The organism is Pseudoflavitalea rhizosphaerae, from assembly GCF_003991355.1.
Classification (GTDB): domain Bacteria; phylum Bacteroidota; class Bacteroidia; order Chitinophagales; family Chitinophagaceae; genus Pseudobacter; species Pseudobacter rhizosphaerae.
In genome coordinates, this window is the sequence record NZ_RCSU01000010.1 from 216,648 (window position 1) to 243,031 (window position 26,384).

General features: G+C 48.4%; 20 protein-coding genes. 4 read left to right on the forward strand and 16 right to left on the reverse strand.

Annotated elements, in window-relative coordinates:
- The first annotated feature begins 2 nt into the window (after nucleotides 1-2).
- Entirely contained in the window at nucleotides 3-2,384 is a 2,382-nt protein-coding gene (locus tag D9Y29_RS18025; protein WP_127130781.1) for a 3-hydroxyacyl-CoA dehydrogenase NAD-binding domain-containing protein, read from the forward strand.
- A gap of 315 nt (nucleotides 2,385-2,699) precedes the next feature.
- Entirely contained in the window at nucleotides 2,700-3,350 is a 651-nt protein-coding gene (locus D9Y29_RS18030) for a zinc metalloprotease (RefSeq protein ID WP_127130783.1), read from the forward strand.
- A 677-nt stretch (nucleotides 3,351-4,027) separates the two neighbouring features.
- Here the strand turns inward: D9Y29_RS18030 and D9Y29_RS18035 are convergent.
- From D9Y29_RS18035 to mraZ, 14 genes are all read right to left on the reverse strand, one after another.
- Entirely contained in the window at nucleotides 4,028-4,990 is a 963-nt protein-coding gene (locus tag D9Y29_RS18035) for a TIGR01777 family oxidoreductase (RefSeq protein WP_127130785.1), read from the reverse strand.
- A 130-nt stretch (nucleotides 4,991-5,120) separates the two neighbouring features.
- Entirely contained in the window at nucleotides 5,121-7,019 is a 1,899-nt protein-coding gene (gene ftsZ, locus D9Y29_RS18040; protein ID WP_127130787.1) for a cell division protein FtsZ, read from the reverse strand.
- A gap of 98 nt (nucleotides 7,020-7,117) precedes the next feature.
- Complete coding sequence (gene ftsA / locus D9Y29_RS18045; protein WP_127130789.1) at nucleotides 7,118-8,497, reverse strand: cell division protein FtsA; 1,380 nt, start codon at nucleotides 8,495-8,497, stop codon at nucleotides 7,118-7,120.
- A gap of 52 nt (nucleotides 8,498-8,549) precedes the next feature.
- Entirely contained in the window at nucleotides 8,550-9,536 is a 987-nt protein-coding gene (locus D9Y29_RS18050; RefSeq protein ID WP_127130791.1) for a cell division protein FtsQ/DivIB, read from the reverse strand.
- A 15-nt stretch (nucleotides 9,537-9,551) separates the two neighbouring features.
- Nucleotides 9,552-10,916: a UDP-N-acetylmuramate--L-alanine ligase gene (gene murC, locus D9Y29_RS18055; protein WP_127130793.1), complete on the reverse strand. Its 1,365-nt coding sequence runs from the start codon at nucleotides 10,914-10,916 to the stop codon at nucleotides 9,552-9,554.
- Nucleotides 10,917-10,941: 25 nt separating this feature from the next.
- On the reverse strand, nucleotides 10,942-12,054 hold the full coding sequence (gene murG, locus D9Y29_RS18060) for an undecaprenyldiphospho-muramoylpentapeptide beta-N-acetylglucosaminyltransferase (protein WP_127130795.1): 1,113 nt from the start codon (nucleotides 12,052-12,054) through the stop codon (nucleotides 10,942-10,944).
- Between the two features lie 8 nt (nucleotides 12,055-12,062).
- Nucleotides 12,063-13,328, reverse strand: a complete 1,266-nt coding sequence (locus D9Y29_RS18065; RefSeq protein WP_127130797.1) for an FtsW/RodA/SpoVE family cell cycle protein — start codon at nucleotides 13,326-13,328, stop codon at nucleotides 12,063-12,065.
- A gap of 12 nt (nucleotides 13,329-13,340) precedes the next feature.
- Nucleotides 13,341-14,681: a UDP-N-acetylmuramoyl-L-alanine--D-glutamate ligase gene (gene murD, locus D9Y29_RS18070; protein WP_127130799.1), complete on the reverse strand. Its 1,341-nt coding sequence runs from the start codon at nucleotides 14,679-14,681 to the stop codon at nucleotides 13,341-13,343.
- Entirely contained in the window at nucleotides 14,682-15,959 is a 1,278-nt protein-coding gene (mraY, locus tag D9Y29_RS18075) for a phospho-N-acetylmuramoyl-pentapeptide-transferase (RefSeq protein WP_127130801.1), read from the reverse strand.
- 26 nt (nucleotides 15,960-15,985) lie between these two features.
- Nucleotides 15,986-17,452: a UDP-N-acetylmuramoyl-L-alanyl-D-glutamate--2,6-diaminopimelate ligase gene (locus D9Y29_RS18080; RefSeq protein ID WP_127130803.1), complete on the reverse strand. Its 1,467-nt coding sequence runs from the start codon at nucleotides 17,450-17,452 to the stop codon at nucleotides 15,986-15,988.
- Between the two features lie 21 nt (nucleotides 17,453-17,473).
- A complete protein-coding gene (locus tag D9Y29_RS18085; RefSeq protein ID WP_127130805.1) occupies nucleotides 17,474-19,621 on the reverse strand; it encodes a penicillin-binding protein in 2,148 nt (715 codons plus the stop codon).
- A 15-nt stretch (nucleotides 19,622-19,636) separates the two neighbouring features.
- On the reverse strand, nucleotides 19,637-20,008 hold the full coding sequence (locus tag D9Y29_RS18090; RefSeq protein ID WP_127130807.1) for an FtsL-like putative cell division protein: 372 nt from the start codon (nucleotides 20,006-20,008) through the stop codon (nucleotides 19,637-19,639).
- Nucleotides 20,001-20,930 carry a 16S rRNA (cytosine(1402)-N(4))-methyltransferase RsmH gene (gene rsmH / locus D9Y29_RS18095; RefSeq protein WP_127130809.1) on the reverse strand — a complete coding sequence of 310 codons (930 nt, stop codon included), beginning with the start codon at nucleotides 20,928-20,930 and terminating at the stop codon, nucleotides 20,001-20,003. The genes D9Y29_RS18090 and rsmH overlap by 8 nt, the downstream gene beginning before the upstream one ends.
- A complete protein-coding gene (mraZ, locus tag D9Y29_RS18100; RefSeq protein ID WP_127130811.1) occupies nucleotides 20,927-21,403 on the reverse strand; it encodes a division/cell wall cluster transcriptional repressor MraZ in 477 nt (158 codons plus the stop codon). Before mraZ ends, rsmH begins: the two co-directional genes overlap by 4 nt.
- Nucleotides 21,404-22,041: 638 nt before the next feature.
- Here mraZ and D9Y29_RS18105 point away from each other — a divergent pair.
- A complete protein-coding gene (locus D9Y29_RS18105; protein ID WP_127130813.1) occupies nucleotides 22,042-23,268 on the forward strand; it encodes an S-adenosylmethionine:tRNA ribosyltransferase-isomerase in 1,227 nt (408 codons plus the stop codon).
- Here D9Y29_RS18105 and D9Y29_RS18110 read toward each other — a convergent pair.
- Nucleotides 23,265-24,638 (reverse strand): sensor histidine kinase, encoded by a 1,374-nt coding sequence (locus tag D9Y29_RS18110; protein ID WP_241237971.1) that lies wholly within the window; start codon nucleotides 24,636-24,638, stop codon nucleotides 23,265-23,267. The genes D9Y29_RS18105 and D9Y29_RS18110 overlap by 4 nt on opposite strands.
- Nucleotides 24,639-24,911: 273 nt before the next feature.
- On the opposite strand from D9Y29_RS18110, the gene D9Y29_RS18115 reads away from it, so the two are divergent.
- A complete protein-coding gene (locus D9Y29_RS18115) occupies nucleotides 24,912-25,463 on the forward strand; it encodes a YqgE/AlgH family protein (protein WP_127130817.1) in 552 nt (183 codons plus the stop codon).
- A gap of 274 nt (nucleotides 25,464-25,737) precedes the next feature.
- On the opposite strand, the gene D9Y29_RS18120 is transcribed toward D9Y29_RS18115, so the two are convergent.
- Nucleotides 25,738-26,367, reverse strand: a complete 630-nt coding sequence (locus tag D9Y29_RS18120; RefSeq protein ID WP_127130819.1) for an outer membrane beta-barrel protein — start codon at nucleotides 26,365-26,367, stop codon at nucleotides 25,738-25,740.
- Nucleotides 26,368-26,384: the final 17 nt, after the last annotated feature.

Consider the following 26,384-nt stretch of genomic DNA (forward strand, 5'->3'; position numbering starts at 1 on the left):
CTATGTCCAATCGCATCATCAGAAAGGTTGCAGTACTAGGGAGCGGTGTTATGGGATCGAGGATCGCCTGCCATTTTGCAGGCGCTGGCTTACAGGTACTCTTGTTAGATATGTTGGCAAAAGGAGCAGAAGAAAGTACAAAACCCGGCGAAAGGAACAAATTGGTGAACGACGCATTGCAGGCAGCACTCAAAAGCAATCCTTCCCCCGTTTTTACCAAAGATGTAGCCAAACGCATCAGCACCGGCAACTTCACAGACAATATGAAGGATATCGGGGGCTACGACTGGGTGATAGAAGTAGTGGTGGAGCGCCTGGACATCAAGCAGCAGATCTTTACTGAAGTGGAGAAATACCGCAAACCCGGTACCCTCATCACTTCAAACACTTCAGGCATTCCCATTCACCTGATGGCGGAAGGCAGAACTGAAGATTTCAAGAAACATTTCTGCGGCACACACTTCTTCAATCCACCGCGCTACCTGCGCCTTCTCGAGATCATTCCCACTCCCCATACAGATCCTGCCGTTATCGATTTCCTTTTACATTATGGAGATCTGCAACTCGGCAAAACAACTGTACTGGCCAAGGATACGCCGGCCTTCATCGCCAACCGGATCGGCGTGTATGGCATCATGGCCATCTTCGGACTGGTGGAAAAAATGAAGCTGAGCATCGATGAAATAGATGCCCTCACCGGCCCCATCATCGGCCGCCCGAAATCCGCTACCTTCAGAACTGCTGATGTAGTGGGTATCGATACGCTGGTGAAAGTGGCCAAAGGTGTGGCAGACAATTGTCCGGATGATGAACAACGCGCCACATTCACCATTCCCGCCTGGCTGGATAAAATGGTAGCCAACAACTGGCTTGGCGATAAAACAGGACAGGGTTTCTTCTCCAAAAGGAAAGGTCCCAATGGTGAAAGAGAGATCTACACACTCAATCTGGACACCTTCGAATACGAGCCACGCAAGAAACCGAAGTTCGCAACGGTGGAAGCGGCCAAACCTATCGACGATCTCAAAACCAGGCTGAAAGCCCTCGTAACGGGAATGGATAAGGCCGGTGATTTCTACCGCCATTTTCACTACGGCCTGTTTTCCTATATCTCACACCGCATTCCTGAGATCAGTGATGATATCTATCGCGTGGATGACGCCATGATGGCTGGTTTCGGTTGGGAGATCGGAGCCTTCGAAAGCTGGGACGTACTGGGCGTGGCCAACAGCGTGAAGAAAATGAAAGAAGCCGGTTATACCGTTGCTCCCTGGGTTGATGAAATGCTCGCCTCCGGCGCCAGCTCCTTCTATAAAGTGGAGAACGGACGCAGGCTCTACTACGATATCCCTACCAAATCATACAAAGCATTACCCGGCGGCGAAGCCTTCCTGGTGATGAAGAACTTTGAGAACCAGACCGTTTGGAAAAACAGCTCCTGCCGAACTTACCATTTAGGTGATAATGTTCTCGGACTGGAATGGAGTACCAAGATGAACAGTATTGGCGGTGAAGTACTGGAAGGAATTCAGAAATCCATTGCGCTCGCAGAATCAGGCTACAAAGGTCTTGTGATCGCGAATGACGGCCCCAATTTCAGCGCCGGCGCAAATGTTGGCATGATTTTCATGCTTGCCATAGAGCAGGAATACGACGAACTGGACGTGGCCATCCGCCTCTTCCAGCAAACGATGATGAGAGCACGCTATTCCGCCATCCCTGTTGTGGTGGCGCCACATGCACTCACCCTTGGCGGCGCCTGCGAACTGAGCCTGCATTCAGATAAAGTTTGTGCTGCTGCAGAAACTTATATCGGTCTGGTGGAGTTGGGCGTGGGCCTCATTCCCGGCGGCGGCGGCACCAAGGAATTCGCGCTGCGTGCAGCAGATGAAATGCATGAAGACGAACCGGACAGCATCACCCTCAAGAACAGGTTCCTCACCATCGCAACGGCAAAAGTGGCTACATCCGCTGCTGAAGCTTATGGCCTGGGCATCCTGCGCAAAGGTCATGACGAGATTGTAATGAACCAGGGCAGAAGGATCGCAGAAGCAAAGAAAAGCGTGATCGAGATCTATGATAGCGGTTATACCATGCCGGTAGCCCGCAACGACGTAAAAGTATTAGGCCGCTCAGCGCTTGGCGCCCTCTACGCCGGTATCAACGGCATGTGGCGCGCAGGCTATGCAACTGACCACGATGTTACCGTAGCCAAAAAACTGGCCTACGTAATGTGCGGCGGCGACCTGAGCGAGCAATCCCTGGTCAGCGAGCAATACCTGCTCGATCTCGAAAGGGAAGCCTTCCTCAGCCTTTGCGGCGAGAAGAAATCACTCGAAAGAATTCAAAGCGTACTAAAGGGCGGCAAACCCATTCGCAACTAGGGGTTAGCCCGGTAAAAGACTCAAGACCCACGGGGGTCGGGTCACATGAGAGAAAACGGGGTTGTTCTGTTGAGTCGGAACAACCCCTTTCTATTTCCGGCAGTTCCTTCCCGGCACTCCTCAATACCTCTTCCATACCTCCCGCATACCTCCGACAGCACCTCCACAGCAATCAACAGGCAACTATCAGGCAATCAACAGGCAACTATCAGGCAATAAACAGGCAACTAACCGGCACCTGGCGCACCACTAAAGCCTCCATCCTGGCGTCCCTCCTCCTTCTTCTTTATTATCTTTATTCAACAATCACAGCATATGGGAGAAGCCACACTCGATCAACTCAACGCAACGCTGACCATCCACTCCATCATCGTCATCTATGGCGATGCCGCCGATCAAACGCTTGCCCGGCAAATGGCAGATGATATCGCTTTTATCTGGAACGAACCGAAAGCCATCGTCAAAATAAAGGACCATGATTTCCTCCTTCGCTTCCAGATCGAAGGTAGTTACCAACCTGATCTCCCACCGGAATCAGTCTGGTACAACGATAATCCCCGTCTCAACTTCTTCCGCATCGAAGAATTCAGCAATCTCGATATCTCCTTCGTTGATGGCCTTGGCAGTAACACAGGCTATTTCAAACTCGCCAACCTGAAGCAAACCGCCACCACTGCTGCTCACGAGTATGGACATACGCTTGGACTGGAACACCCTACTCACCTCGATATCCGCGGCAAGGGAACACCCGGCATCATGTTCCCTCGTGGCACAATCTGTGACCCGCAGTTCCAGTACGACCCCAATGCAACACCCGGAGCGAAGGGGGGCACGCTGGACCCGCAATGGCGGAGGGTGTTACTCTCCGATGTTGCAGATCTGAAGTTGAATAAACTGGGGTTTGATGAGAATGGAGTTGCGGTTGTGGGGGAGTTTAGTAGTTTATATCATTCAAAGCATGGTTGAGTTTTATTTGGCTTTGGGTCGGCGAAGGATATGAACGCTGGTTAGGAAACAAACCAGCGCATTTGTAGTGGTATTGGGCTTTGGTTGGTCGGATGTGACTGTGGTGCCGAGCCAGGCTTTTTCGCTTTTTGTTTCCAGGACCAGCTTATCATATCACTTCGCCTCCAGCACGATAATATTGCAACAGTTTTGGTTGAGGATATAATACATTACTAAAACTCCATCAACCGTCAATAGCATTTCACAAAAGCAATATTGTTTTCAACTCGCAGAACAGAAATCAGTAACTCAACACTCCGTCCACACATTGCGATCCAGACGTGTAAAAGAGAAAAATAAAAATCAACTCAAATCACCCCCAATTAAAAGCAGTGTGCATTACCTGCCGATTGAACTCCCTGATTTTTTTCAAACTACAGAAACAGTTCTTCATCTAAAACACAACAGTCCAATCATCTCAACATTTGAAACAAATGCAAAGAATCTACAACCGAAATAATTGCACAAACAAAAAGCACCCAAACAAAAGAAATGTCGCCCTTGCTACCTATCTATCAACACTGATGCACCCGCGACACCATCAGCCGAAGGGTGTAAAAAACTCCGGCCTTCAAAACGTAAGCGAAACAGTCCAATAGAATTACCAAACCCCAACCCAACCAACTACAGTCAAATATTTATTCTCCCGCGCCGGTTCGTTTTGCAGCCGGATTTTTTATACCTATGAGGCTATCTATTGCAACATTGATCGTAGGATACAAAAACTGAAACCCGGCCTTGCTGATCTTAGCGCTGCTGACAGTGGCGCTTTTCAGCACTTCCACGCTCATTTCGCCGAGCACGATCTTCAGGAGGAATGAAGGCACATTGATAGAAATAAAGAATTTTCCTTTGATCTTTTGGGCAAGCGTAATAGTGAGGTTTTCATTGGTGGCAGGCTGCGGCGCTACTGCATTGTAGATGCCCTGGAGGTTTTCGTTCTCGATGGCATAGAGATATAGTCTAGCAGCATCTTCTATGTGGACCCAACTGATCACCTGTCTGCCATTGCCGAGAATGGCGGCGAATCCCATTTTCACAGGCTTCTTGAAGCTGGGGAAGGCGCCGCTGTGATTACTGAGCACAATGCCCGAACGGAGGATCACCAGGCGCTTACCCATGTCCGTTACTGGCTGGATGCTTTCTTCCCACTCCCTGCAGGTAGCGCCAAGATATTCTGTATCTGCAGGCGCTTCTTCAGTGAACATGGTTTTGCCGGCAGGACGCAGTTTATCATCGCCATACCAGCCGATGGCGGATGCGCTGATCACAGCGCGGCATTTATTGGGATTCGATTGCAGCGTTTGAACGATGAGGTTGGCGCTCTTTACACGGCTGTCCAGGATTTCCTGTTTTCTCTTTTTTGTCCAGCGTTTCTCACCCACATTAGCGCCAGCCAGGTGAACGATCATATCAGCCTGCTGCACAGCTTTGACATCTATAGTACCGGCAGCAGGGTCCCATTCGGCATAGGACACAGGGCCTTCGGCGGGCTTTGACCTGCGGGTGAGGATGATCACCTGGTAACCTTTGTTCACCAGCAATTTTGTAAGTGCTGATCCTACAAGGCCTGTGCCTCCGGTGATGAGAATAGTTTGCATAATCGGGATTTATGTGCCTTTACAAATTTAGTCAAAAAAAATCCCTCCCGAGGAATCAGGAGGGAAACAACTAAAAACAACAATCGCTGTATTTTAATAGACTTAATACAGGAAAGAGATGAACGATGGATCAATCCGGTTTCTCGCCATCTAAGAATGTATTGATGGTAGAGATACTGGTTTTATTATTCTCATCATTTTTTACTTCGTAATTACTGTAGAAATTCTCAACACTGCTGATGGTGTTGTACAGTTCAAGATTGCGGCGGATGTAAGCCGGCACAGTTTCAAACTCATTGTTAGGGTCAGCGCCGTTGATATTGAAACTCAGGTTACGTAACTTCTGAATCCTTTCGGCTGCGCGACGTTTTTGCTCCTCTGCTTCGTCCAGCATCGCTGGTTCCTCAACAGAAGATGCCATAACAACTGGTGGAGTCTGGTGGGCCCCAGGCACATCCGCCGCTGGAATATCATCCCGGAACACCAGCTGCATGTCATTGGGATCTTCCTCCCTGACGGGCTTTACAGTGGCTTGGTTCTGGACGGGTTCATTCACAGGCTTAGTTTGTTTGGAATCTTCAAATGCGGAATCAGCATAAATATTGGATGGTCGCGCGAGAAATCCGCCTGTACTCTGAGACGCAGCAGCGTTGCTAGCTTGCTGCTGGTTCAATTGGGGAGCAGGTTGGGAAGGTTGCGAAAGTACCCATTCGATCCTTTCCGGCTCATCATTTTTATCCACGGTATTTTTCCCAGGCTCATCGCTCGTAAAAAGCACAAGCGGAGTGGAGGCCGAAGGAGAATCCATGTCAACCAGTTTCGGTTGCAGCTCCTCTTTGATAGCAGGAGGTTCCCCGGCAATCATCTGCGGCTGCACAGGAGGCTCTTCTTTCTTCGGCATGATCACCGATGGCCTGGTGGTGGAAGCTTGCGGCTGTTGTTGCTGCTGCTGTTGACTGGTAACAGGAGGAACAGGCGTAACAGGAGGCTCAGGCTGCTGGCTGAGATTGAAGAGGATCTTCTCTTCTTTCTTTGGCTGCGCAGCTTTCCTGGTAAAAGGATCACTGTACTCAAAGCCGGTTGCGATGAGCGTGATACCAATCTGGTCTCCCAGTGAATTATCATAACCCAAACCGAGGATCACATCGGTTCCTTCACCGGCCTGGCTCAGCAGGTGGTTCTGGATAGTGTCAACCTCATCCATCGTGAACTCATGCTCATTCTCGGCGGAGTTGATATTGATGAGGATCCATTTGGCGCCGCTGATATCGTTGTCGTTCAGCAGTGGCGAGTTGAGCGCTTCTTCGATGGCGCGTTGTGCACGGTCTTCACCGGAGCAGGACGCGTTGCCGAGAATGGCAACACCACCATTACGCATAACCGTACAAACGTCTGCAAAGTCAACGTTGATCTGGCCGGTGCTGTTGATCACATCGGTGATACATTTTGCAGCAGTAGCCAGTACATTGTCTGCTTTCGCAAATGCTTCTTTCATCTTCAGGTTACCGAACTGATGACGCAGCTTATCGTTGCTGATCACCAGCAGGGTGTCTACATATTGTTTCAGGCTCTTGATACCTTCCTCAGACTGGATCTGACGTTTCTTTCCTTCATAAGTGAAAGGAGTGGTAACGATCCCCACAGTGAGGATACCAAGGTCTTTACAGATCTTTGAAATGATGGGAGCGCCGCCTGTTCCGGTGCCACCGCCCATACCGGCTGTGATGAATGCCATCTTGGTATTCACTTCCAGTATACGTTTGATCTCTTCCAGGCTCTCTTCGGTGGCCTGACGGCCAATATCCGGATTGGCGCCGGCGCCCAAACCTTGTGTAAGGTGGGGACCGAGCTGTACTTTATTGGGCACTTTGCTTTGCGCAATGGCCTGTGCGTCCGTATTGCAGATGATGAAATTCACTCCTTCAATCTGCTGCTCGAACATATGATTAACGGCATTGCTGCCGCCACCACCCACACCAATCACTTTGATGATGGATGATTTCTCTTTCGGTAAATCAAAATGAATCATAGCTTTCGTTTTTTGTCTCACCAGGCCTCGCTTCACCTGAAAGCCCATCCGGAGACAGTTTCTAATAATGGGTTAGTAAATGATCGATGGGTTCAGGGTTAGAGAGCGTGGTCCTCTTCTTCTTTGAACAGATCAATGATGCCGTCTTTGAATTTGCCCCAGAAATCTTTGATCCCCTTACGATTCTTTACTTTTTCGGATTGCTCCGGTTCTGCAATTTCTTCAATTGTATCTTCGATCACAGCTGGCTTCTTCAGTGTTTCAGGAATCTCAACCTTCCTGAACTGATGCTCGAACTGTTTACGGTTGTTCTCGTAATCGCTGTATCCTTTCAGGATAAGACCGATACAGGTTGAATAAGTTGGTCTGGCCAACTCTTCAATATGACCTGCTGCCAGGTGCTCCGTTGGAAAACCGATGCGGCAGTTCAGTCCTGTTACATATTCGGTCAGCTGGATCAGGTGACGCAGTTGCGCACCACCACCGGTGAGCACGATACCGCCATTCAGTGTACGGTTATCAAGCCCTACCTGCTTCAGGTGATAAGTAACAAAGTCCATGATCTCATTCATGCGCGCCTGGATGATATTGGCCAGGTTCTTCACGCTGATCTCTTTGGCAGGCATGCCGCGCAGACCAGGGATCGTGATGAAGGCATTTGCTTTTGCTTCATTAGCAAGAGCCGAGCCAAACTGCACTTTCATTTGTTCAGCCTGGGTTTTTAAAACGCCGAGGCCGGTCTTGATATCATTGGTGATATTCTCACCACCGAAAGGAATAACCGCTGTATGTTTCAGGATACCTTCATAGAACACGGCGAGGTCAGTAGTACCACCACCAATGTCCACAATGGCAACACCTGCTTCCAGGTCTTCATGTCCCATCACGGCCGCAGCAGAGGCCAGCGGTTGCAGTACCAGGTCTTTTGTATGCAGTCCGCTTTTTTCAACAGCGCGGTTGATATTGCGGATGGCATTCTTATCACCTGTAATGATATGAAAGTTGGCTCCGATCTTCACACCACCATATCCGATCGGGTTGGGGATGTTCTGAAAGTTGTCAACGGTGAATTCCTGCGGGATCACATCGATGATCTGATCACCTGCAGGGATATAAGTTTTGTACTGGTCAGCGATGAGCTGGTCGATCTCACGGTGAGTGATCTCTTCTTCCGTGTGCTGGCGTACAATGTCGCCGCGGGTTTGCAGGCTCTTGATATGATGCCCGGCAATACCTACGTACACTTCATTGATCTCCAGGTTGGGATTGGAAGCATAGCAGTTATCAAGCGCCATGCGGATGGCCTTGATGGTTTCATCGATGTTCAAAACCTGACCGTGCTTCACTCCGTTGGAGTTGGCGCGACCAAACCCAATGATCTCCAGTTTCCCGTACTCGTTCTTTCGACCCGCAATCGCTGCAATCTTCGTCGTGCCGATGTCCAGCCCGACGATGATGGGTTGTTGCTCATTGTTCATAATCTATCCTGTTTTTAGTTGTTGTTATTTGATTAGTTGTGTTGTTATTGATTTAATGGGAATTGCGTTTTGGCATTACAGCTTTGGGTTTGGTGTCCGTTGAACCTGCCTTGTTGTTCAACTGTTTCGTCGGGGTTTCATAGGACTGGCTTTTCGAAGGTGGATTTTTCTTGGCTCCGGACTGGTTCTTCCGGTTAGCGGCAGGTCGGGAATCTATGGGTGGTTTTTCGGTGTTTGCGATGGGTATGGGTGCAACTGCGGTTCTTCCTCCCCTCACTCCAATCACCTGTCTGTTGAACTGTACGTTGATCCTGCTATAAGTGTCCATCCCGGTTTTGCTGAGTACATCTTTGTAGAAGATCAGCAGTCTGCGGAATTTTTTTTCAAAGTCCTGTCCATTTCCGAACTCGATCACATGACGTCCGATAGTTGGCATCATTTCAAATTTCCTGTCGGGCGTAATATCCACCTGCGCAATCTGCGCCATCCAGAGTGGTTCTTTCTGCATGAACCTGCTCATCGTTCTAATATCCGCCATCAGTGTGCTGTCTGCAGTATTCAGGCGGGTCTTGTCTGTAGGGAAGCCGGTGAATACAGGCAGCCTGGCAGACAGTTTTGCAGAGAGCGGCAAACGCTTCATAGCTGTGTCTATATAAAAACTATTGCCGGTAACGGTGAAGATCCTGGCAATCGGTTCGGCCTCTGTGATCAAAACATTCAATTGTCCATTATTATCAAAGAACAGTTGCGCATCGCGGATCCAGGGATTGTTCTCCATCTGGTTTTCCATAGCGCGCAGATCGAAAGATTTGAGGGAACGGCCCCTGATCACCTTCGATCCGTTATTATTGAGAATGGCGAGTACATCATTCTTATCTATAAAGAAATGGTCTCCGCCACCCACTATCCGGATCGTATAACCGCTGCAGGTCTTTTCCTTCTGTATGCTCATGGCTTTCACTGATAATACTACCACTACTGTTCCGATCACAGACCAGAGCAGGAAAAGCAGTATTTTCTTTTTGTTCACTTTAGCCATCGCTACGGTTATTCCTTAATTATCCAATATGGTTTTGATGGGCTGCAGCAGTGTGTCTATATCTCCTGCTCCGGCTGTGATCAATAACCAGTTATCTTTTTTTTGTTGTTTGATGAAATCCAGGACCTGCGCCTTTTCCAGGACCTGCTTGTTGGTGATTGTGATCTGGTCAAGGATCAGGTTGCTGGTAACGCCTTCGATCGGTAATTCCCTGGCAGGGTAAACCGGCAGCAGCACCACTTCATCGGCCAGATCGAGACTTTCGGCAAATTCCTTCGCAAAGTCGCGCGTACGCGTGAACAGGTGCGGCTGGAAGATCACGGTGCATTTTTTGTCGGGGAACAATTTTCTTGCCCCGCTGATCAATGCCCTGAGCTCTTCGGGGTGATGCGCGTAATCGTCCACAAACACCTGTGAAGGTGTTTTGATCATGTACTCGAAACGGCGCTTCACTCCTTTGAAATCCGCAACAGCTGCTTTGATCTTATCGTCTGCAATGCCGAGATGATGTCCGATCATGATGGCCGCGATCACATTCTCGATATTATGAAGTCCACCCATGTTCAGGGTGATATCGTTCAAATGCCAGAGGCGGGTTACCACATTAAAATGATAGGAACCATTCTCCATGCGGATATTCTCTGCGCGTATATCTGCTCCCTGGTCAAGCAGGCTGTAAGTCAGCTGGTGCGTGCTTTCCAGCGCAGCGCTTCTTTTCAGTCCATGCTTACTGATCATCCATCCTCCCTTCTTCACTCTCCTTGAAAAATCGATATAGGCATCTTCCATGGCCTCAGGTGTTCCGTAGATATCGAGATGGTCCGCATCCATGGCGGTGATCACGGCGATATCAGGACTGAGACGAAGGAAGCTTCTGTCGTATTCGTCGGCTTCCACTACACAAACATTACGTTTATCGCTCCAGTAATTGCTGTTGTAGTTCACGGCCACGCCACCGAGGAAAGCATTGCAACCATAACCGGTATGACGCAGCAGGTGTGCGATCATAGTGGAAATAGTGGTCTTCCCATGCGTGCCGGCCACGCAGATATTGAAAGAGCCTTCCGTGATCACACCCAGCACTTCACTGCGCTTCATCAGCACGTACTTATTATCACGGTAAAAATTCAGTTCACTGTGATCTTTCGGAATGGCAGGCGTATACACCACCAGGTCGGCATCTTTCGGCGCCAGTTCCAGGTTATCATCATAGTGAACAGGTATATCCTCGGCCACGAGCTGTTTGGTGAGTACGGTCTCCGTTTTATCGTAGCCGCTCACTTGCCTTCCGTGGAATTTGAAATAGCGCGCAATGGCGCTCATTCCGATACCACCGATGCCGATGAAGTAAACCTTTTTGATGTCTTCCAGTTGAACCATATCCTTTGGGCGGTTTGTCCGCTGCTTATTTGATTGCTTTTAAAATCGCCGATGCGATCTGTGTGTCCGCGTCGGTTACTGCCAGTTGTCCTATATTCTGCTGCAACTCGCGCTGCTGTTCTTTATTTTTTGAAAGAGCGATCACTGCCGGTACTAATTTCTCTTTCGCTTCACTGTCTTTGATAATGATCCCTGCATGTTTTTCCACCAGGTGCTGTGCATTCACGGTCTGATGATCTTCGGCAGCAAAAGGAAATGGCACAAAGATCACAGGTTTCTTCACCACACATAATTCCGCGATGGCCATGGCCCCTGCACGGGAGATCACGATATCGGCAGCCGCATACGCGTTCTCCATTTTCGTGATGAAGGCATCGGTCCACACATTCGATTGTCCTTTCACGCGGGCTGCAGCCTTTGCTGCATAAGGCTTTCCGGTCTGCCAGATCAGTTGCACATTGTTCTGCGCAAATGCTTCCAGTTCTGCATCGATGGCCTCGTTGATGCCTTTGGCGCCAAGGCTTCCACCGGTTACCAGTACAGTTTGTTTTGCCGGATCAAAACCGAAGCTCATGCTTGCCGTATGCCTGTCTGTATGCATCTGCACAATTGCTTCACGAACAGGATTGCCGGTGATCTGCAATTTTGCTGCCGGAAAGAATTTCTCCATGCCATCACTCGCCACAAATATTTTCGTTGCATTCCTTCCCAGCATCATATTACTCTTACCTGCAAACGAATTTGACTCATGGATGAATGTTGGGATCCCCTTTGCCTGTGCCAATTTCAGAACAGGAAAAGTGGAATAACCACCTACACCCACCACGGCTGATGGTGCAAATGCTTTCACGATCCTTCTCACCTGGAAAAAACTCTTGATGAGCTTGAACGGAAGCCCGATATTCTTTAACAAAGAACTTCTGTTGAACCCTGCAATATCAATCCCTTCTATCTTGTAGCCAGCCTGCGGCACTTTCTCCATTTCCATTTTTCCTTTTGCTCCGATGAACAAGATCTCGATGGATGGATTCGCTTTCTTCAATGCATTGGCGATGGCGATGGCAGGAAAAATATGTCCGCCGGTGCCTCCACCTGCAATGATGATCTTAATACCGCTATTTATATTGCCTGTGCTCATTATAATTTCTATGCATTTACTTCAGGTACCGGCGCCTTTCCTTCCAACTGTTCTACGTTTCTTGCAACACTCAATATGATGCCGATGGCAAGACAGGTGAAAAGAAATGAACTACCTCCCATACTCACCAGCGGAAGTGTTACCCCAGTTACCGGGAAGAGATTCACTGTTACCGCCATATTGATCAGGGCCTGTATCACCAACGTAAAACTCAGCCCCAATGCGAGGAATGCCCCAAATGCGTATGGACATTTCCTGAAGATCCTGATACACCTGAACAAAAAGATCAGGTAGATCAATATGATGAATGCACCTCCCACAATTCCATATTCTTCTATGATGATGGCATAGATGAAGTCTGAATAAGGGTGTGGCAAAAAATTTCTCGTTTCACTGTTACCCGGTCCCAGTCCCAGCATACCGCCTTTGCTGATGGCGATCTTGGCCTGGTTCACCTGGTAGTTCTCGTCTTTATCGATCTCCTTATTGCTGTGCACGAAATTCTGCACACGCTTGATCCAGGTTGGCAGACGGCCAATGGAAAGTACTCCTGGCAATTCTTTCGATCTTCCTTCGGATGAATCGTAATAAGAAAGAGCGATGGTAACGAGCAGTATCACCGGAACTGCCGCAATGCCAATGGTCAGCAACAAATGTTTGGCGCTTGCTCTTCCGATAAATAACAGCAACATGCTGGTAGCGCCCACCAGCAGGGCTGTTGAAAGGTTTGCCGGTGCTATCAATGCACAAATGACCACTACCGGAGTGATCACGGGAATGAAACCTTTTCTGAAATCTTTTATCACATCCTGCTTCTTGCTCAGCAGCCGCCCGAGGTACATGAACAGCGCGAGTTTTGCAAGATCCGATGTCTGGAAAGTGAGGTTGATGATCGGCAGCCTGATCCAGCGGCTACCTTCATTCAATCGCACCCCAAAGAAAAAAGTGTAGATCAGTAATGGTATCGAGATCAGGAAGAGGATCCGCGCCACTCTCGCATACACCGTGTAGTTCACCAGGTGCGAGAAATAGATCACTGCCAAACCAATTGCGATGAACACGATCTGCTTGAACAGGTAGATCTCTGTATTCCCTTTGTTCATTTTGTAGGCCAGCAATCCGGTGGAGCTGTACACTACCAGTACCGATACCAGCGCCAATAGCAGTACCGCAGCCCAGATGACTTTATCGCCCCTGGTCCTGGACCAAAGCCTGTTCCCCATTTTCACGGGGCTGGCTATCTCATCAAATCCGATATCACCGCTATTTTTCATTACCATTAATTATTACAACTCTCTAACTGCATCCTTGAACTGGTTGCCGCGATCTTCATAATTCTTGAAAAGATCGAAGCTGGCGCAGGCGGGGCTGAGCAATACCACATCACCTTTATTGGCGAGATGGAATGCTGCATGCACGGCTTCACGCGCATTGGCTGTATTCACGATCACTGGCACATCATTCTGGAAAGCTTCATGGATCTTGCGATTGTCTGTGCCCATGGCCACGATCGCTTTCACTTTCTCTTTAACCAGATCTGTCATGCTGCTGTAATCATTGCCTTTATCTACCCCGCCAAGAATGAGGATGGTTGGTTTCTCCATACTCTCCAGGGCGTACCATGTACTATTCACGTTGGTGGCCTTGCTGTCGTTGACGAAATCAACGCCGCGCACGGTGCTCACAAACTCCATACGATGCTCCAGGCTTTCGAAAGTCTGAACAGCCTCCCTGATCTTCTCTTTCCGGATGCCGAGAACGGAACCCGCAATTCCTGCTGCCATGGTATTGTATTGATTGTGCTTACCTTTCTGGGTGAAATCATAAACGCTCATGTCCATTCTCTCATCACGTACCGCTACAGTCATTTGGCCGTTTTTGATATACCCGCCTTGATTTGGCTCTTTGTTCATAGTAAATGGTAATAGGTTAGATTTGATTGCGAACCGTCCGATATGTTCCATCGTTACAGGATCGTCTTCACAAAAGATGAAATAATCATCAGCAGTCTGATTCTCGACGATCCGGAACTTGCTGTTTATATAATTCCCGAAATTGTACTCGTACCTGTCCAGGTGGTCTTCCGTGATATTGGTCAGGATTGCCACATCTGGTCTGAACTCATGGATATCATCCAGCTGAAAGCTGCTGATCTCCGCCACGTACAGCTCTTTAGGATCCAATGCCACCTGCTTCGCAAAAGAGAAACCGATATTCCCTACCAGCGCTGCATCCAGCCCCGCTGTTTTACAGATATGATAAATGAGCGAAGTGGTAGTGGTCTTTCCATTGGCCCCGGTAATACCAACGATCCTGCTGTTCCCTTTGTATCGATAGGCCAGCTCAATCTCACTGATGATGCGAATGCCTTTCTTTCTTATTTTCTTTACCAGCTCATTCTTTTCAGGAATGCCAGGGCTCTTCATCACTTCATCGGCTTCCAGGATACGTTCTTCTGAATGCCGGCCGGACTCGTAAGCGATGCCATATTCGTCCAGTTCCTTCCTGTATTTATCGGCAATGTTCCCGGCATCAGAGAGGAATACATCGTACCCTTTCTGCTTACCGAGGATGGCAGCGCCCACGCCGCTTTCCCCTCCACCCAATATGATCAATCGTTTTGCCAATTACCTGATCTTTAAAGTCACTACTGCGAACACGATACATAATATTGTTACGATCCAGAACCTCGTTACGATCTTCGATTCATGATAGCCCAGCTTCTGGTAATGGTGATGCAGCGGGCTCATGAGAAAGATCCTTCGTCCTTCGCCATATTTCTTCTTCGTATACTTGAACCAGCTCACCTGCAGCGTTACGCTCAGCACTTCTACCAGGAACACTCCGCAGAAGATGGGGATCAATAATTCTTTTCTTACAATGATGGCCAGCGCGGCGATGATACCACCCAGCGTCAAACTGCCGGTATCTCCCATGAAAACCTGCGCGGGATAAGCATTGTACCAAAGGAACCCTACACAGGCCCCGATCAATGCGCCTATAAAAATGCTGAGCTCACCGAGATTGGGGATATACATGATGTTCAGGTATTCCGCAAACCGGAGGTTACCGCTCGCATAGGCAAAGATGCCAAGACAAGCCCCGATGATTGCGCTGGTGCCTGTTGCCAGACCATCCAGTCCATCCGTGATATTGGCGCCATTGGAAACAGCTGTTACGATGAAGATCACGATACCGATATAGAGCAGCCAGGTAAAGCCGCGCAGCGCTTCCGGTAAAAGTTTGGAGTAGTTGAACTCATGACTTTTCACGAAAGGGATGGTAGTGATCGGGGCATCTGCTTCCACGAAATATTTTGTTTGTCCGTCGAATGTTCTTTTGATGATGGTAGTGTCATCGGCTCTCACAGGTCCTGAATAATCCCTCCATACTTTTGTGTTCTGGTTGAAAAGGATCACGCAGCCCACTACAATTCCCAGCACAACCTGCCCCAGCACCTTGAACCATCCTGCCAGCCCATCCTTGTCGCCTTTTTTATAGGCCACTCCCGATTTCTGCGCCAGCTTCTTTGCGCGGAGCTTCAGGTAATCATCTATGAAACCAATGACGCCAAGCCAAACAGTAGCGAAGATCATCAGGCGTATATAGGCTTTATTCAGATCGGCCAGCAATAAAGTAGGCACCAGGATGGCGAGGATAATGATCAGCCCTCCCATGGTTGGCGTTCCTTTCTTTTGTTGTTCACCTGCCAGACCGAGATCACGAACGGATTCGCCCACCTGCTTTTTGCGCAGGTAGTTGATCAGCTTCTTACCGAATACGGTAGTGATCAGCAAAGAGAGGATCACAGCCAGCATCACACGGGAGGTGATGAACTGGAACAATGCGCTCCCGGGGAACTTTACCCCTAATTCTCTAAGCCATTCGGTCAGGTGATACAACATATGCTGGTTCTGTGTTTTGCTTTGGGTTACTTGTCTAACATGTCAAACATTTCCTTCAAAACCTGTTTATCGTCGAAAGGATGTTTCACTCCTTTGATCTCCTGGTATTTCTCGTGGCCTTTGCCTGCTATCAGCACAATGTCTTCGGGTTTCGCCAGGCTCACGGCGGTTTTGATGGCTTCCTTCCTGTCTGCAATGGAAATGAACTTGCGCTTTGCGGCGGTGTTCAGGGTTGCTTCCATGTCTTTCAGGATCTCCAGCGGGTCCTCACTGCGGGGGTTATCCGAAGTGAAGATGGCTTTATCACTGTGCTCACAGGCGATCTCGCCCATTTCAGGACGCTTGGTCTTGTCACGGTCGCCGCCACATCCCACTACGGTGATGATCTGTTCATGACCTTTCCGCAGTTTCTTGATTGTAGTGAGCACATTCAGCAGCGCATCGGGTGTGTGGGCATAATCCACAATACCGATCACCTGTCCGTTCTTTGAAATGATATAATCGAATCTTCCTTCTGCACCGGAGAGCATGCTGAGTACACGCAACACTTCGTTCCTTTCTTCACCCATACAGATGGCAGCGCCGTATACAGCCAGGAGATTGTAAGCGTTGAACTCACCGATCAGGCGAAAATGCACTTCCTGGTCGTTGATATTCATCACCAGTCCTGAGAGCGCGTTCTCGATGATCTTTCCTTTGAAGTCAGCCAACGTGCGCAGGCTGTAGAAATATTTGTGCGCTGCAGTGTTCTGCAACATCACGGCGCCGCGTTTATCGTCTGCATTACTGATAGCGAATGCATCGGAAGGAAGTCCATCAAAGAAGGATTTCTTCACGCGGATATATTCATCGAATGTTTTGTGATAATCCAGGTGATCGTGGGTGATATTACTGAAGAGTCCGCCGGCATAGCGGAGACCTGCAATGCGATGCTGATGGATAGCGTGTGAGCTGGTTTCCATAAAAGCATGGGTGCAACCGGCATCTACCATTTGTTTCAGCAGTGCATTCAGACTAACTGCATCAGGTGTGGTATGCGTTGCAGGAACAACCTCATCACCGATATGATTGTCTACCGTGCTGAGCAAACCACATTTGTGGCCCAGCCCGGAAAAGAGTTTGAATAATAAAGTAGCGATGGTGGTCTTACCATTGGTGCCTGTTACCCCTACCAGTTTCAGTTTTTCTGAGGGCTGGCCATAGAAATTATGAGCGAGGAAACCTGCTGCAATATGGCTGTTCTCTACTTCTATATAGGTAACCCCTTCTTTGATAACGGCAGGCATTGTTTCGCAGATCACGGCGGCTGCGCCCTGCTCCACCACTTTAGCGATATAGTCATGACCATCGGAGGCCACACCTTTCAGCGCGATGAAAGCATTACCGGCGCTCACTTTGCGTGAATCAAGCTGAAGCGCATTCACATTTACACGGGTATCTCCGTGAACGGAACGGATCCGTACCTTGTACAAGATGTCCTGCAGAATTGCCATGCCTGGGTTAGTCTATAATTATTAATTCAATCCTATCGTTACTGCCTGTCCCTTATTGATGGGGGTACCGGGCAATATTGTTTGTGTACTTACTTTTCCTTTTCCCTGCACATTCACTTTCAGTTGCATGTTCTCCAGCAGGTAGATGGCATCTTTCAATCCCATCCCTCTCACATCGGGCATCATTTTTCTTGAAACGGCCTGCCCGCTCATCACTGGTTGATAGTTCACGGCGTACATCCTGCTCCATTCATCTTTCTTCACAGAATCCCTGTACTTCATCTGTACTGCGTCCATGATCAGGCGCAGATCATCCGCCTGTCCGGCATACAGATAATTGCTGCTGTCTTTCTTCATGCGCGTTACGCGGAAACTCTCATTGCTTTTGTCTTCATCTGCATTCAGGGCATAAAGCTTGTCTGCAATCTCCTTGAATACAGGTCCGGCAATAGCCGCACCATAATATTTTGAAGCGAAGGGTTTGTTCACTATCACCACTATGATGCTGTACTTGGGATCCCGTGCCGGAAAATAACCGGCGAAACTGCTCTGGTGGATATGATCGGCATATCCCCTGTTCCCATTGGCCACCTGTGAGGTACCAGTCTTCCCGGCCACTTCATAAGGCGTTCCGAGAAAGAGCCTGTATCCTGTTCCTCCCGGTGTGGCACACACGGAGCGGAGACAGCTTTGTAATTGTTCCAGTGTTTCCGGACTGCAGATCGATTCTTCCAATACTTCGGGTGAATGCTGTTTGATCACCTGTCCGTTCTCCCGGATGGAATTCACCAGGTAAGGTTTCATCATCTTTCCATTGTTGGCCACTGCGTTGTAGAGCATCAGCGATTGCAGCGGACTAACCAGTACTTCGTATCCGAAACTCATCCAGGGCAATGAGGTGCCGCTCCATGTTCTGTCTTTCGGCTTCTTCACTACCGGCGTTGTTTCGCCGAGAAGATCGATGCCGGAATATTTATCGAAGCGGAGTTTTTTCAGGTGGTTCACAAACTGGTTGGGGTTCTTTGAATAATGGGCCGTTACCAGTTTTGCCATTCCCACGTTGGAGCTGGCGTCGAATGCCTGTTTCACTGTTACATCATGCTTGCCATGCTCTTCGGAGTCGTAGACGGTGCGCGTCATGTAGCGCCAGGCGCCTCCTTCGAGGTTCACGTGCTGATCGAGTGTGATGTATTTATCTTCCAGCAGGCTCAGCATGGTGGCGAGTTTGAAAACGGATCCCGGTTCAGAGGCGCGGAGCGCGTAGTTGAGATCTTCCCAGTAACTGCCATCGGGCCTTCTGCCGAGATTGGCGATGGCTTTGATCTTTCCGGTTTTCACTTCCATCACCAGGCAGGTGCCGTTGGTGCATTCATTTTCCTGCATCACTTTTAAAAGTGCGTTCTCTGCAATGTCCTGTATGTTCACATCGAGGGTGGTAACGATATCTTTTCCATTCTGTGGTTCGATCTCTGTACCATCCACCGGCATGAACACACCAGCCGCCACTTTGCGCATGAGTTTCTTTCCGGTTTCACCCCTTAGTAATGAGTCGTAGGTTTTTTCCAGACCCACATTCGTGTTTTTCACTTTTCCATCACTGTCAACATATTCCCGGCTCAATCCGATGGTACGGTTGGCAAGGAGTACGAAAGGGTTGAGTCTTTTATCCTTCACTTCTGCAATGAATCCGCTTTTGTCTTTCCCCTGACGAACGAGTGGCAGGGAGCGAAGCGTTTTGTATTGCCGGAAGCTGATATTCTTTTTGAGGAGATAATATCTCTTCTTTTTCCGGTAGCCGTTTTGCAGGAGTGTTTTGTATTCCTGCGCGTTCATATCCTGGAAAAGATTGGCCAGCCCGATAGACAAAGAATCTATATTATTCTTGAAACGTTCTCCGTTTTTTGCTCTCAATCCGTCGGCTGCGAAATCGATATAGATATCGAAGTAGGGAATGGAAGTGCTGAGCATAGCGCCATCTTCTGAATAGATGGTGCCGCGTTCTGCATCTGTTTCCACGAAGCGTTCCATCTGCTGGCTGGCTTCAGCGATCCAGTGTTTACCCTGGAATTGCTGGATGTAGATAGCGCGACCAAGAATAGTGATGCTGAACACCACAATCAGGATGAATGCGAGGTATACCCTCCATAATATGTCGCGTTTTACTTCCACTCAGCAGTTCCTCTTTTATCTATTTTTCATCAGTGAATCGGCTTTGTAAACTGAGTCCCGCAACACGATGGGTGGTACGGTCAGTTCTTTCAGTCCGAGTGTATCAACAGCTTTGGCGAGTTCGCTTTGTTTGCTGCGGAACATCACTTCACTTTTTAATGTTTTGTATTCATGGTGCAGTTCTTTCAGTTCTTTTGAAACTTTGTTGATACTGCGGATCGTTTTGTCTGCGTAGTGGCCGTTATAGATATAGACCACTGCGAGCGCTGCGAGAAAAAGAAAGAACGGGATATTGCGTGTGATCCAGCGGTAGCTGAAGATCTTCAGCCATTCTCTCCTGGCTTCTCTTGCTTCCTTCGCTTCCCTTATTTCTTTTTCGTCACTCATATGCTTTTTCAGCTACCCTCAGCTTGGCGCTGCGGGAGCGGGGGTTTCTTTTTAATTCGGCATCGGAGGCGGTCACCGGTTTTTTGGTGATGATCCTGAAAACCTGTTCAGATGGTTTGTTGCCGAACAGGTCTGTTGGATCTTCGTCTTCGAATGTGCCTTTGCGGAAATAATTTTTGACAATCCTGTCTTCCAGCGAGTGGAACGTGATGATAGCAACACGGCCACCGGGTTTCAAAAGAGAAGGAACTTGTTGCAGCATTTCTTTCAATGCTCCCAATTCATCATTCACTTCAATGCGCAACGCCTGGAAAACCTGGGCAAAGTACTTGTTGGGATTTCCCTTCACCACGGAATGCAGTGCCTGTTTGAAATTGGCGATGGTGCGGAGCGACTGAGTTTGTCTTGCCTGAACGATAGTTCTGGCGAGGGTTTTGGCATTGGTGACTTCTCCGTATTGTTCAAACAGTTTGTGCAGCTGTTGTTCGGAGTAAGTGTTCACCACATCGAAAGCAGTGAGTGTTTGCCGGGTGTCCATACGCATATCCATATCGCCGTCGAAACGGGTGGAGAATCCGCGGTCTGCTTCATCGAACTGGTGGCTGCTGACGCCGAGGTCAGCGAGGATGCCGTCAACGGGAATGGCATTGTTCAGGCGGAGGAAACGCTGGAGGTGGCGGAAATTATGGGGAACGAAGAGGACCCTGGGATCGTCCGGAAGGTTCTGCCTGGCATCCGCATCCTGGTCGAAAGCGATGAGTCTGCCCTGCGGTCCGAGCAGTCGAAGGATCTCGCGGGAATGTCCGCCTCCACCGAAAGTGCAGTCCACGTAAGTGCCATCAGGCTGAATATTCAATCCCTGCAGTACTTCCTGCAGGAGAACGGGCACATGGTATGAACTATTTTCCTGATCATTTATCATAACTCAAGGTCGGATGGGGCACTATCGGCGCCTGCCATCACCTGATGTGCCAGTTGACTGAAATTGTCAGATGAAGAAGATTCAAAGAACTGTTGGTACTTTACTTTATCCCAGATCTCGATTTTGTTTACTGCAGAAACCACCACAATGTCTTTATCCAAACCTGCATATTCCTTCAGATTGGGTGGCACCAATAATCGACCCGCGGAATCCAGCTCGATGTTGGTAGCGCCGTTCAGGAACTTTCTCCTGAATTCGCGTACCTTGGGGTCGAAATCATTCAATTTGCTTAACCTGGAAAATATTGGCTTCCAGCTCAGCGTGGGATATAACACAAGGCAGGTTTCAAAGCCTCTGTTGATCACAAACTGGGTCCCCGCTTCTTCCGGAATCTGCTTTTTAAGGGCAGCCGGTAGAAGGAAACGCCCTTTGGCGTCCAACGTAGCCTCGTATTCTCCCAGAAATTCAATCATTTACAGCGGATAAATGCCTTACTCCCATTTATAAACACAAAATAACACATTTTCCCACAGCCGCGGAGAGAATTGGAAAATTTAATTTTTCCACAGGCTCGCATATTTCAAACCCGCCATCAGCCTGCATTTCAGCCTTATATGTTAAAAACTCCTGAGTTATTTGTGAATTTCCTGTGGATTTACGGGTAAAACCTGTGCGTATCCTGTGCATCAGCGTTGTTAATCCTTCAAAATCAAGGGATCCGGACTGTGTAATTTTCCACTTTCAGATTGGAAAAAAGGAAATCTCATTTTCTGGGAAATGATTGGGATTTTGAAAAAAGGGAAAAAAGTGGGGGAAAAGTGGGAGGAATTTGCAGAGCCGGAAAGTGGAATTACAAGGCGTGCCCACTCGCTCGCCTCCCGGCGAGTGAGCTTTATTCAGTCGCCTCCGGCGACACGGTGTTCGCCGGAGGCGAACAAATAGAAGTCACTCGCCAGAGGCGAGCGACTGCCAGCTCTCCGCCTTTTTAGTCAGCCCCACCGCGTCGCCAGAGGCGACTAAATAAAAATCACTCGCCGGAGGCGAGCGATTGGGCATACACTGAACCGTTACATCAACTTACTATTGCACTGTCCGCCTTACCTTTGCGCGCATGCACCCCAAAGAAATAGCTATCAAAGATTTCACATACGATCTCCCCGAAGAACTGATCGCCAAATATCCCCTGCCCAACCGGGATGCATCGCGCTTACTTATCTGGAAAGATTCAACAATCAGTGAAGATATTTATCGTAATCTCGATCACTATCTTCCTTCCAGCTCCTTACTGGTTTTTAACAACACACGCGTGGTAGCTGCCAGGCTGCTTTTTCAAAAAACAACCGGAGCCACAATAGAGATTTTTTGCCTGGAACCACATGTGAAATATCCTGACATCACCACGGCCATGAGCACATGCGGATCGGTAACCTGGATGTGCCTCGTTGGCGGCGCCTCTAAATGGAAACCCGGCAATATCTTAGAAAAAAAGATTGCGCACAGCAACACGGAACTTACGCTGCACGCCACTTACATTGAAAAGATAAAAGACAGCTTTGCCATTGAACTCAGCTGGGACCAACCGGATCTCAGCTTCGCTGAAGTGTTACACCTTGCCGGCGTAATGCCACTCCCACCCTATATCAAAAGGAAAGCAGAACTGGCAGATGAGGACCGCTACCAGACTATCTATGCAAAACATGAAGGATCTGTAGCTGCTCCCACAGCCGGCCTGCATTTCACAGATACCCTCTTTCAAAAACTGGATGCAAAGCATATCGCCAGGAGCTTCGTTACCCTGCATGTAGGCGCAGGCACTTTCCAACCCGTGAAATCAGAAACACTGGAAGACCATCCGATGCATATTGAATTCATCGATGTAACGGCGGAGAGCATACGAAATTTGATTGACCATCTCGATTCTCGTATCACAGCAGTAGGGACCACTTCTCTGCGTACCATCGAATCCCTTTATTGGCTGGGCTGCAAAACATTGGCGCAGCCGGACATCCAGCCGGAAGAACTGACTGTACAACAATGGGATGCCTATGAAATGAATGGGGATATTCCTGCAAAAGCCGCGCTGGAAGGGCTCTTGCAATATCTCGAACAAAAAGGTTTGAACAGGTTGCTCACCCGCACACAACTGTTGATAGCACCAGGCTACACCATTCGCATCCCTCATGCGCTGGTCACTAATTTCCACCAGCCACAATCCACATTGCTGTTACTGGTAGCGGCTTTTGCCGGTCCAAAATGGAAGGAGATCTACCATTATGCGTTGACAAATAAATTCCGTTTCCTGAGTTATGGAGATGGCTGTTTGCTCTTCAGGCATTAAGCCATTTCAGGATCAACGGCTGTTGCTTTCAACAGGGGAAATTCGAGTGTGAACACAGAGCCCCTGCCCAGTGTACTGTCTACCTTGATCTTCCCGTGATGTGCGTCCACCATGGTTTTCACGTAGCTGAGACCAAGACCGAAACCTTTCACGTTGTGAATATTGCCGGTATGGGCACGGTAGAATTTTTCAAAGATCCGGCGTACCGTTTCCTTGCTCATACCGATACCATTGTCTTCAACCCGCACCACCAGGTTCTTATTGGTGCTGTGCGTTGTGATCCTGATAAAGAGATTATCGTTGGAGTATTTTACTGCGTTGTCTATGAGATTGGAAAAAAGATTCCTGAAATGCACGGGATCGGCTTCCACCAGGTCCCTGCGGGCATTGAGCTGTAATTCAGCGCTGCCCTGCTTTTCCTGGAGTCTTAACGTATAATCCTCGATGATATCATTGAGCAGTTCATGTAAATGTACAGGGCGCTTGGCCAGTTGTAATTCCTGCCGGTCCATCACAGCTGCCTGCAGAATGGTTTCCACATGCTTGTTCATCCGTTTGTTCTCTTCCTTGATGATGCCGCTGAAATATTCCATCTTCTGGCGGTCCTGCAATACTTTTTCGTTCCGTAGTGCATCCACTGCCAGCGATATGGTGGCTAACGGCGTTTTGAACTCATGCGTCATGTTATTGATGAAATCGTTCTTGATCTCACTCATTTTCTTTTGACGTATCAGTGCAGCTACGGTTACATAGAATGCGAGAATGATCACGATGGTGAAGAAGATGGCCCCGATGATCATCCCTCTCATTTGTTTCAATACCAGTTTCTTCACGTTGGGCACAACCAGCATCATCACTTCTTCAGGCACCAGGTTCTCGAGATCGGAGCCGCTTTCGGGCTGGAAATAGTAAACAAATTGCTGGTTGTTCACGGTGTCCTGCCAGAGATTGATGAAGTTGGCGGATTTCAATTCATAGTGCATCAGGTTCACGTTGGCCGTGATGGCGAACTCGAACTTGATCCCTTTCAGACCATCCTGACTATCGAAAGCTTTCTGCAGTTTTTCCTGCACTTCAAATTCCGTGAATTTCTGCGCGATGGTAGGTGGCTTCATCAACTCCAGGCGGAATTGTTCAGAGGGCCAGGTGAGGCCTGGTTTGTTGCGGAAGGTTTTGAGCGTAGGCAAAGTGCCTTTTTGTTCCATCAGCGATTTGCCCACTTCGTCCAACGACCTCACAAGTTTCGATTTGAATTCGTGCTGCTTTTCTGCTTCCATGGTAAGCAGCCAGTTATACTGTACGTAGATCGTGCCGATCAGTGATAGACTGATCAGTACAATGATCACAGGAAATATTTTCCTCAGTTGCAAATGATATGTTTTTGTGGTCGCTGTCATTACCCGCATCCTCTCCACCGGCAGCAATCCCATTGGTTAGGGAAGTCAGATCATTTTTCCTCAGCAGGTAATTTCAAACGGCAAATTTAATGAACTGGTGATGAACGGCAGGAACCAGTTAAATGAAGACGATTCCTTTTAACTAAGTTTTATCAGTGCCGCGCCGCTAACTTAGGAAGTTTTGAGCAACCTTTCTTTTTTTAAACAATCATTTTGTCAATAATATATAAGTCTTAATTTAGAAATATGATAGTTCCCGGTCCAGGTACGTTGTTGATAGCAGAACCATTTCTCAAGGATCCCAATTTTATGAGAACAGTGGTTTTTTTGTGCGATCACCAGGAAGAAGGCAGTTTTGGTTTCGTGATCAATAAAACCTTCAATCATACGCTCGACGAACTGATGAACGACCTCGAAGAACTTAAACTCCCCGTTTTTTACGGAGGCCCGGTTCAAATGGATACGATCCATTTCCTTCATCAATACCCTGAACTGATACCCGGCAGCTTCCAGGTAATGGATGGTATTTACTGGGGTGGCGATTTCGAGACAGCCATTTCCCTCATCAAAGAAGGCACACTTGATCTCAACAAGATCCGTTTCTTCATCGGTTATTCCGGCTGGGGAAATGGCCAGCTGAATGACGAACTGAAGGAAAAATCCTGGCTCACTGCACAGGCTACCCGCAAACTCGTATTCCATAAAAAAATAGACGAGATCTGGAAAGATGCCCTGAAGGACCTGGGTGGGGATTACGAGATGATGGCCAACTACCCCATCGATCCGCAGCTGAACTAATTGGACAAATACACAAGAATTTAATTAAAGGAATAAAACACAAAAGCCCGCTTCCGCGGGCTTTATCCATTCATCCGGACAAATATCTTTCTTCACAAAAACTGCTGCACTTTCCGGCACCTCAGCCGAGTGATATAAAAAACTCCGGCCTTCAAAACGTAAGCGAAGAAGTCTAATAATATTACCACAGCCCAACCACACCAATCACAGCCCAATCACCTCTCTCCCGCGCGGTTCGTTTTACAGCCGGATTTTTTATATCAGGAGGCGGCAACTACTCTAAAGGGAACTTCACACCTATTCCACCGCCCCAGTTGCTCAATTGTTTTACGCCATTATAATTAAACGGCATATAGTTATAGTTCGCATTCAAAGTAATTCCTGATCGGCTCTGCTTTCCAAACGGAATGTACAAACCTGCTTCAGGCCTTACCGCAAATCCGAATTTGGTTTTACTGTTAGAGAACTCTCCCAGGAACTGGCGATAGAATACCAGGTTACCACCCACGCCAACACCTGCATAAGGTTGAACGCGGCCTTCTGGAAGGAAGTTGTACTGACCTGTTGCCAGGATCGGTACTACCTGGATGGAATTGCTCACTACAGCAGAGATATCGCCACCTTCTTCCAGTTTGTAATTGGCCCGTGGATATTTCTGGTAGAAGTCCTGGTAACCTGTTCCAAGTCCTATGGAGATCTTATCGGTTAACCCATACAGTACGTTGGCTGTCCAACCGCGGAAGGAGGTCTTATTCACCTCATCTTTGAATGAGCCCAGCGGGGAAGCAATATTATAACCGATATTCAATTTGGTGACGCCTTGCTGTGCCTGGCTTTGATTGGGCAACAGGGTAACGAGCAGTGCACCGGCTATCATCGAAGCAATAATGCTGATCTTTTTCATGATGCTAATTTTTTTCA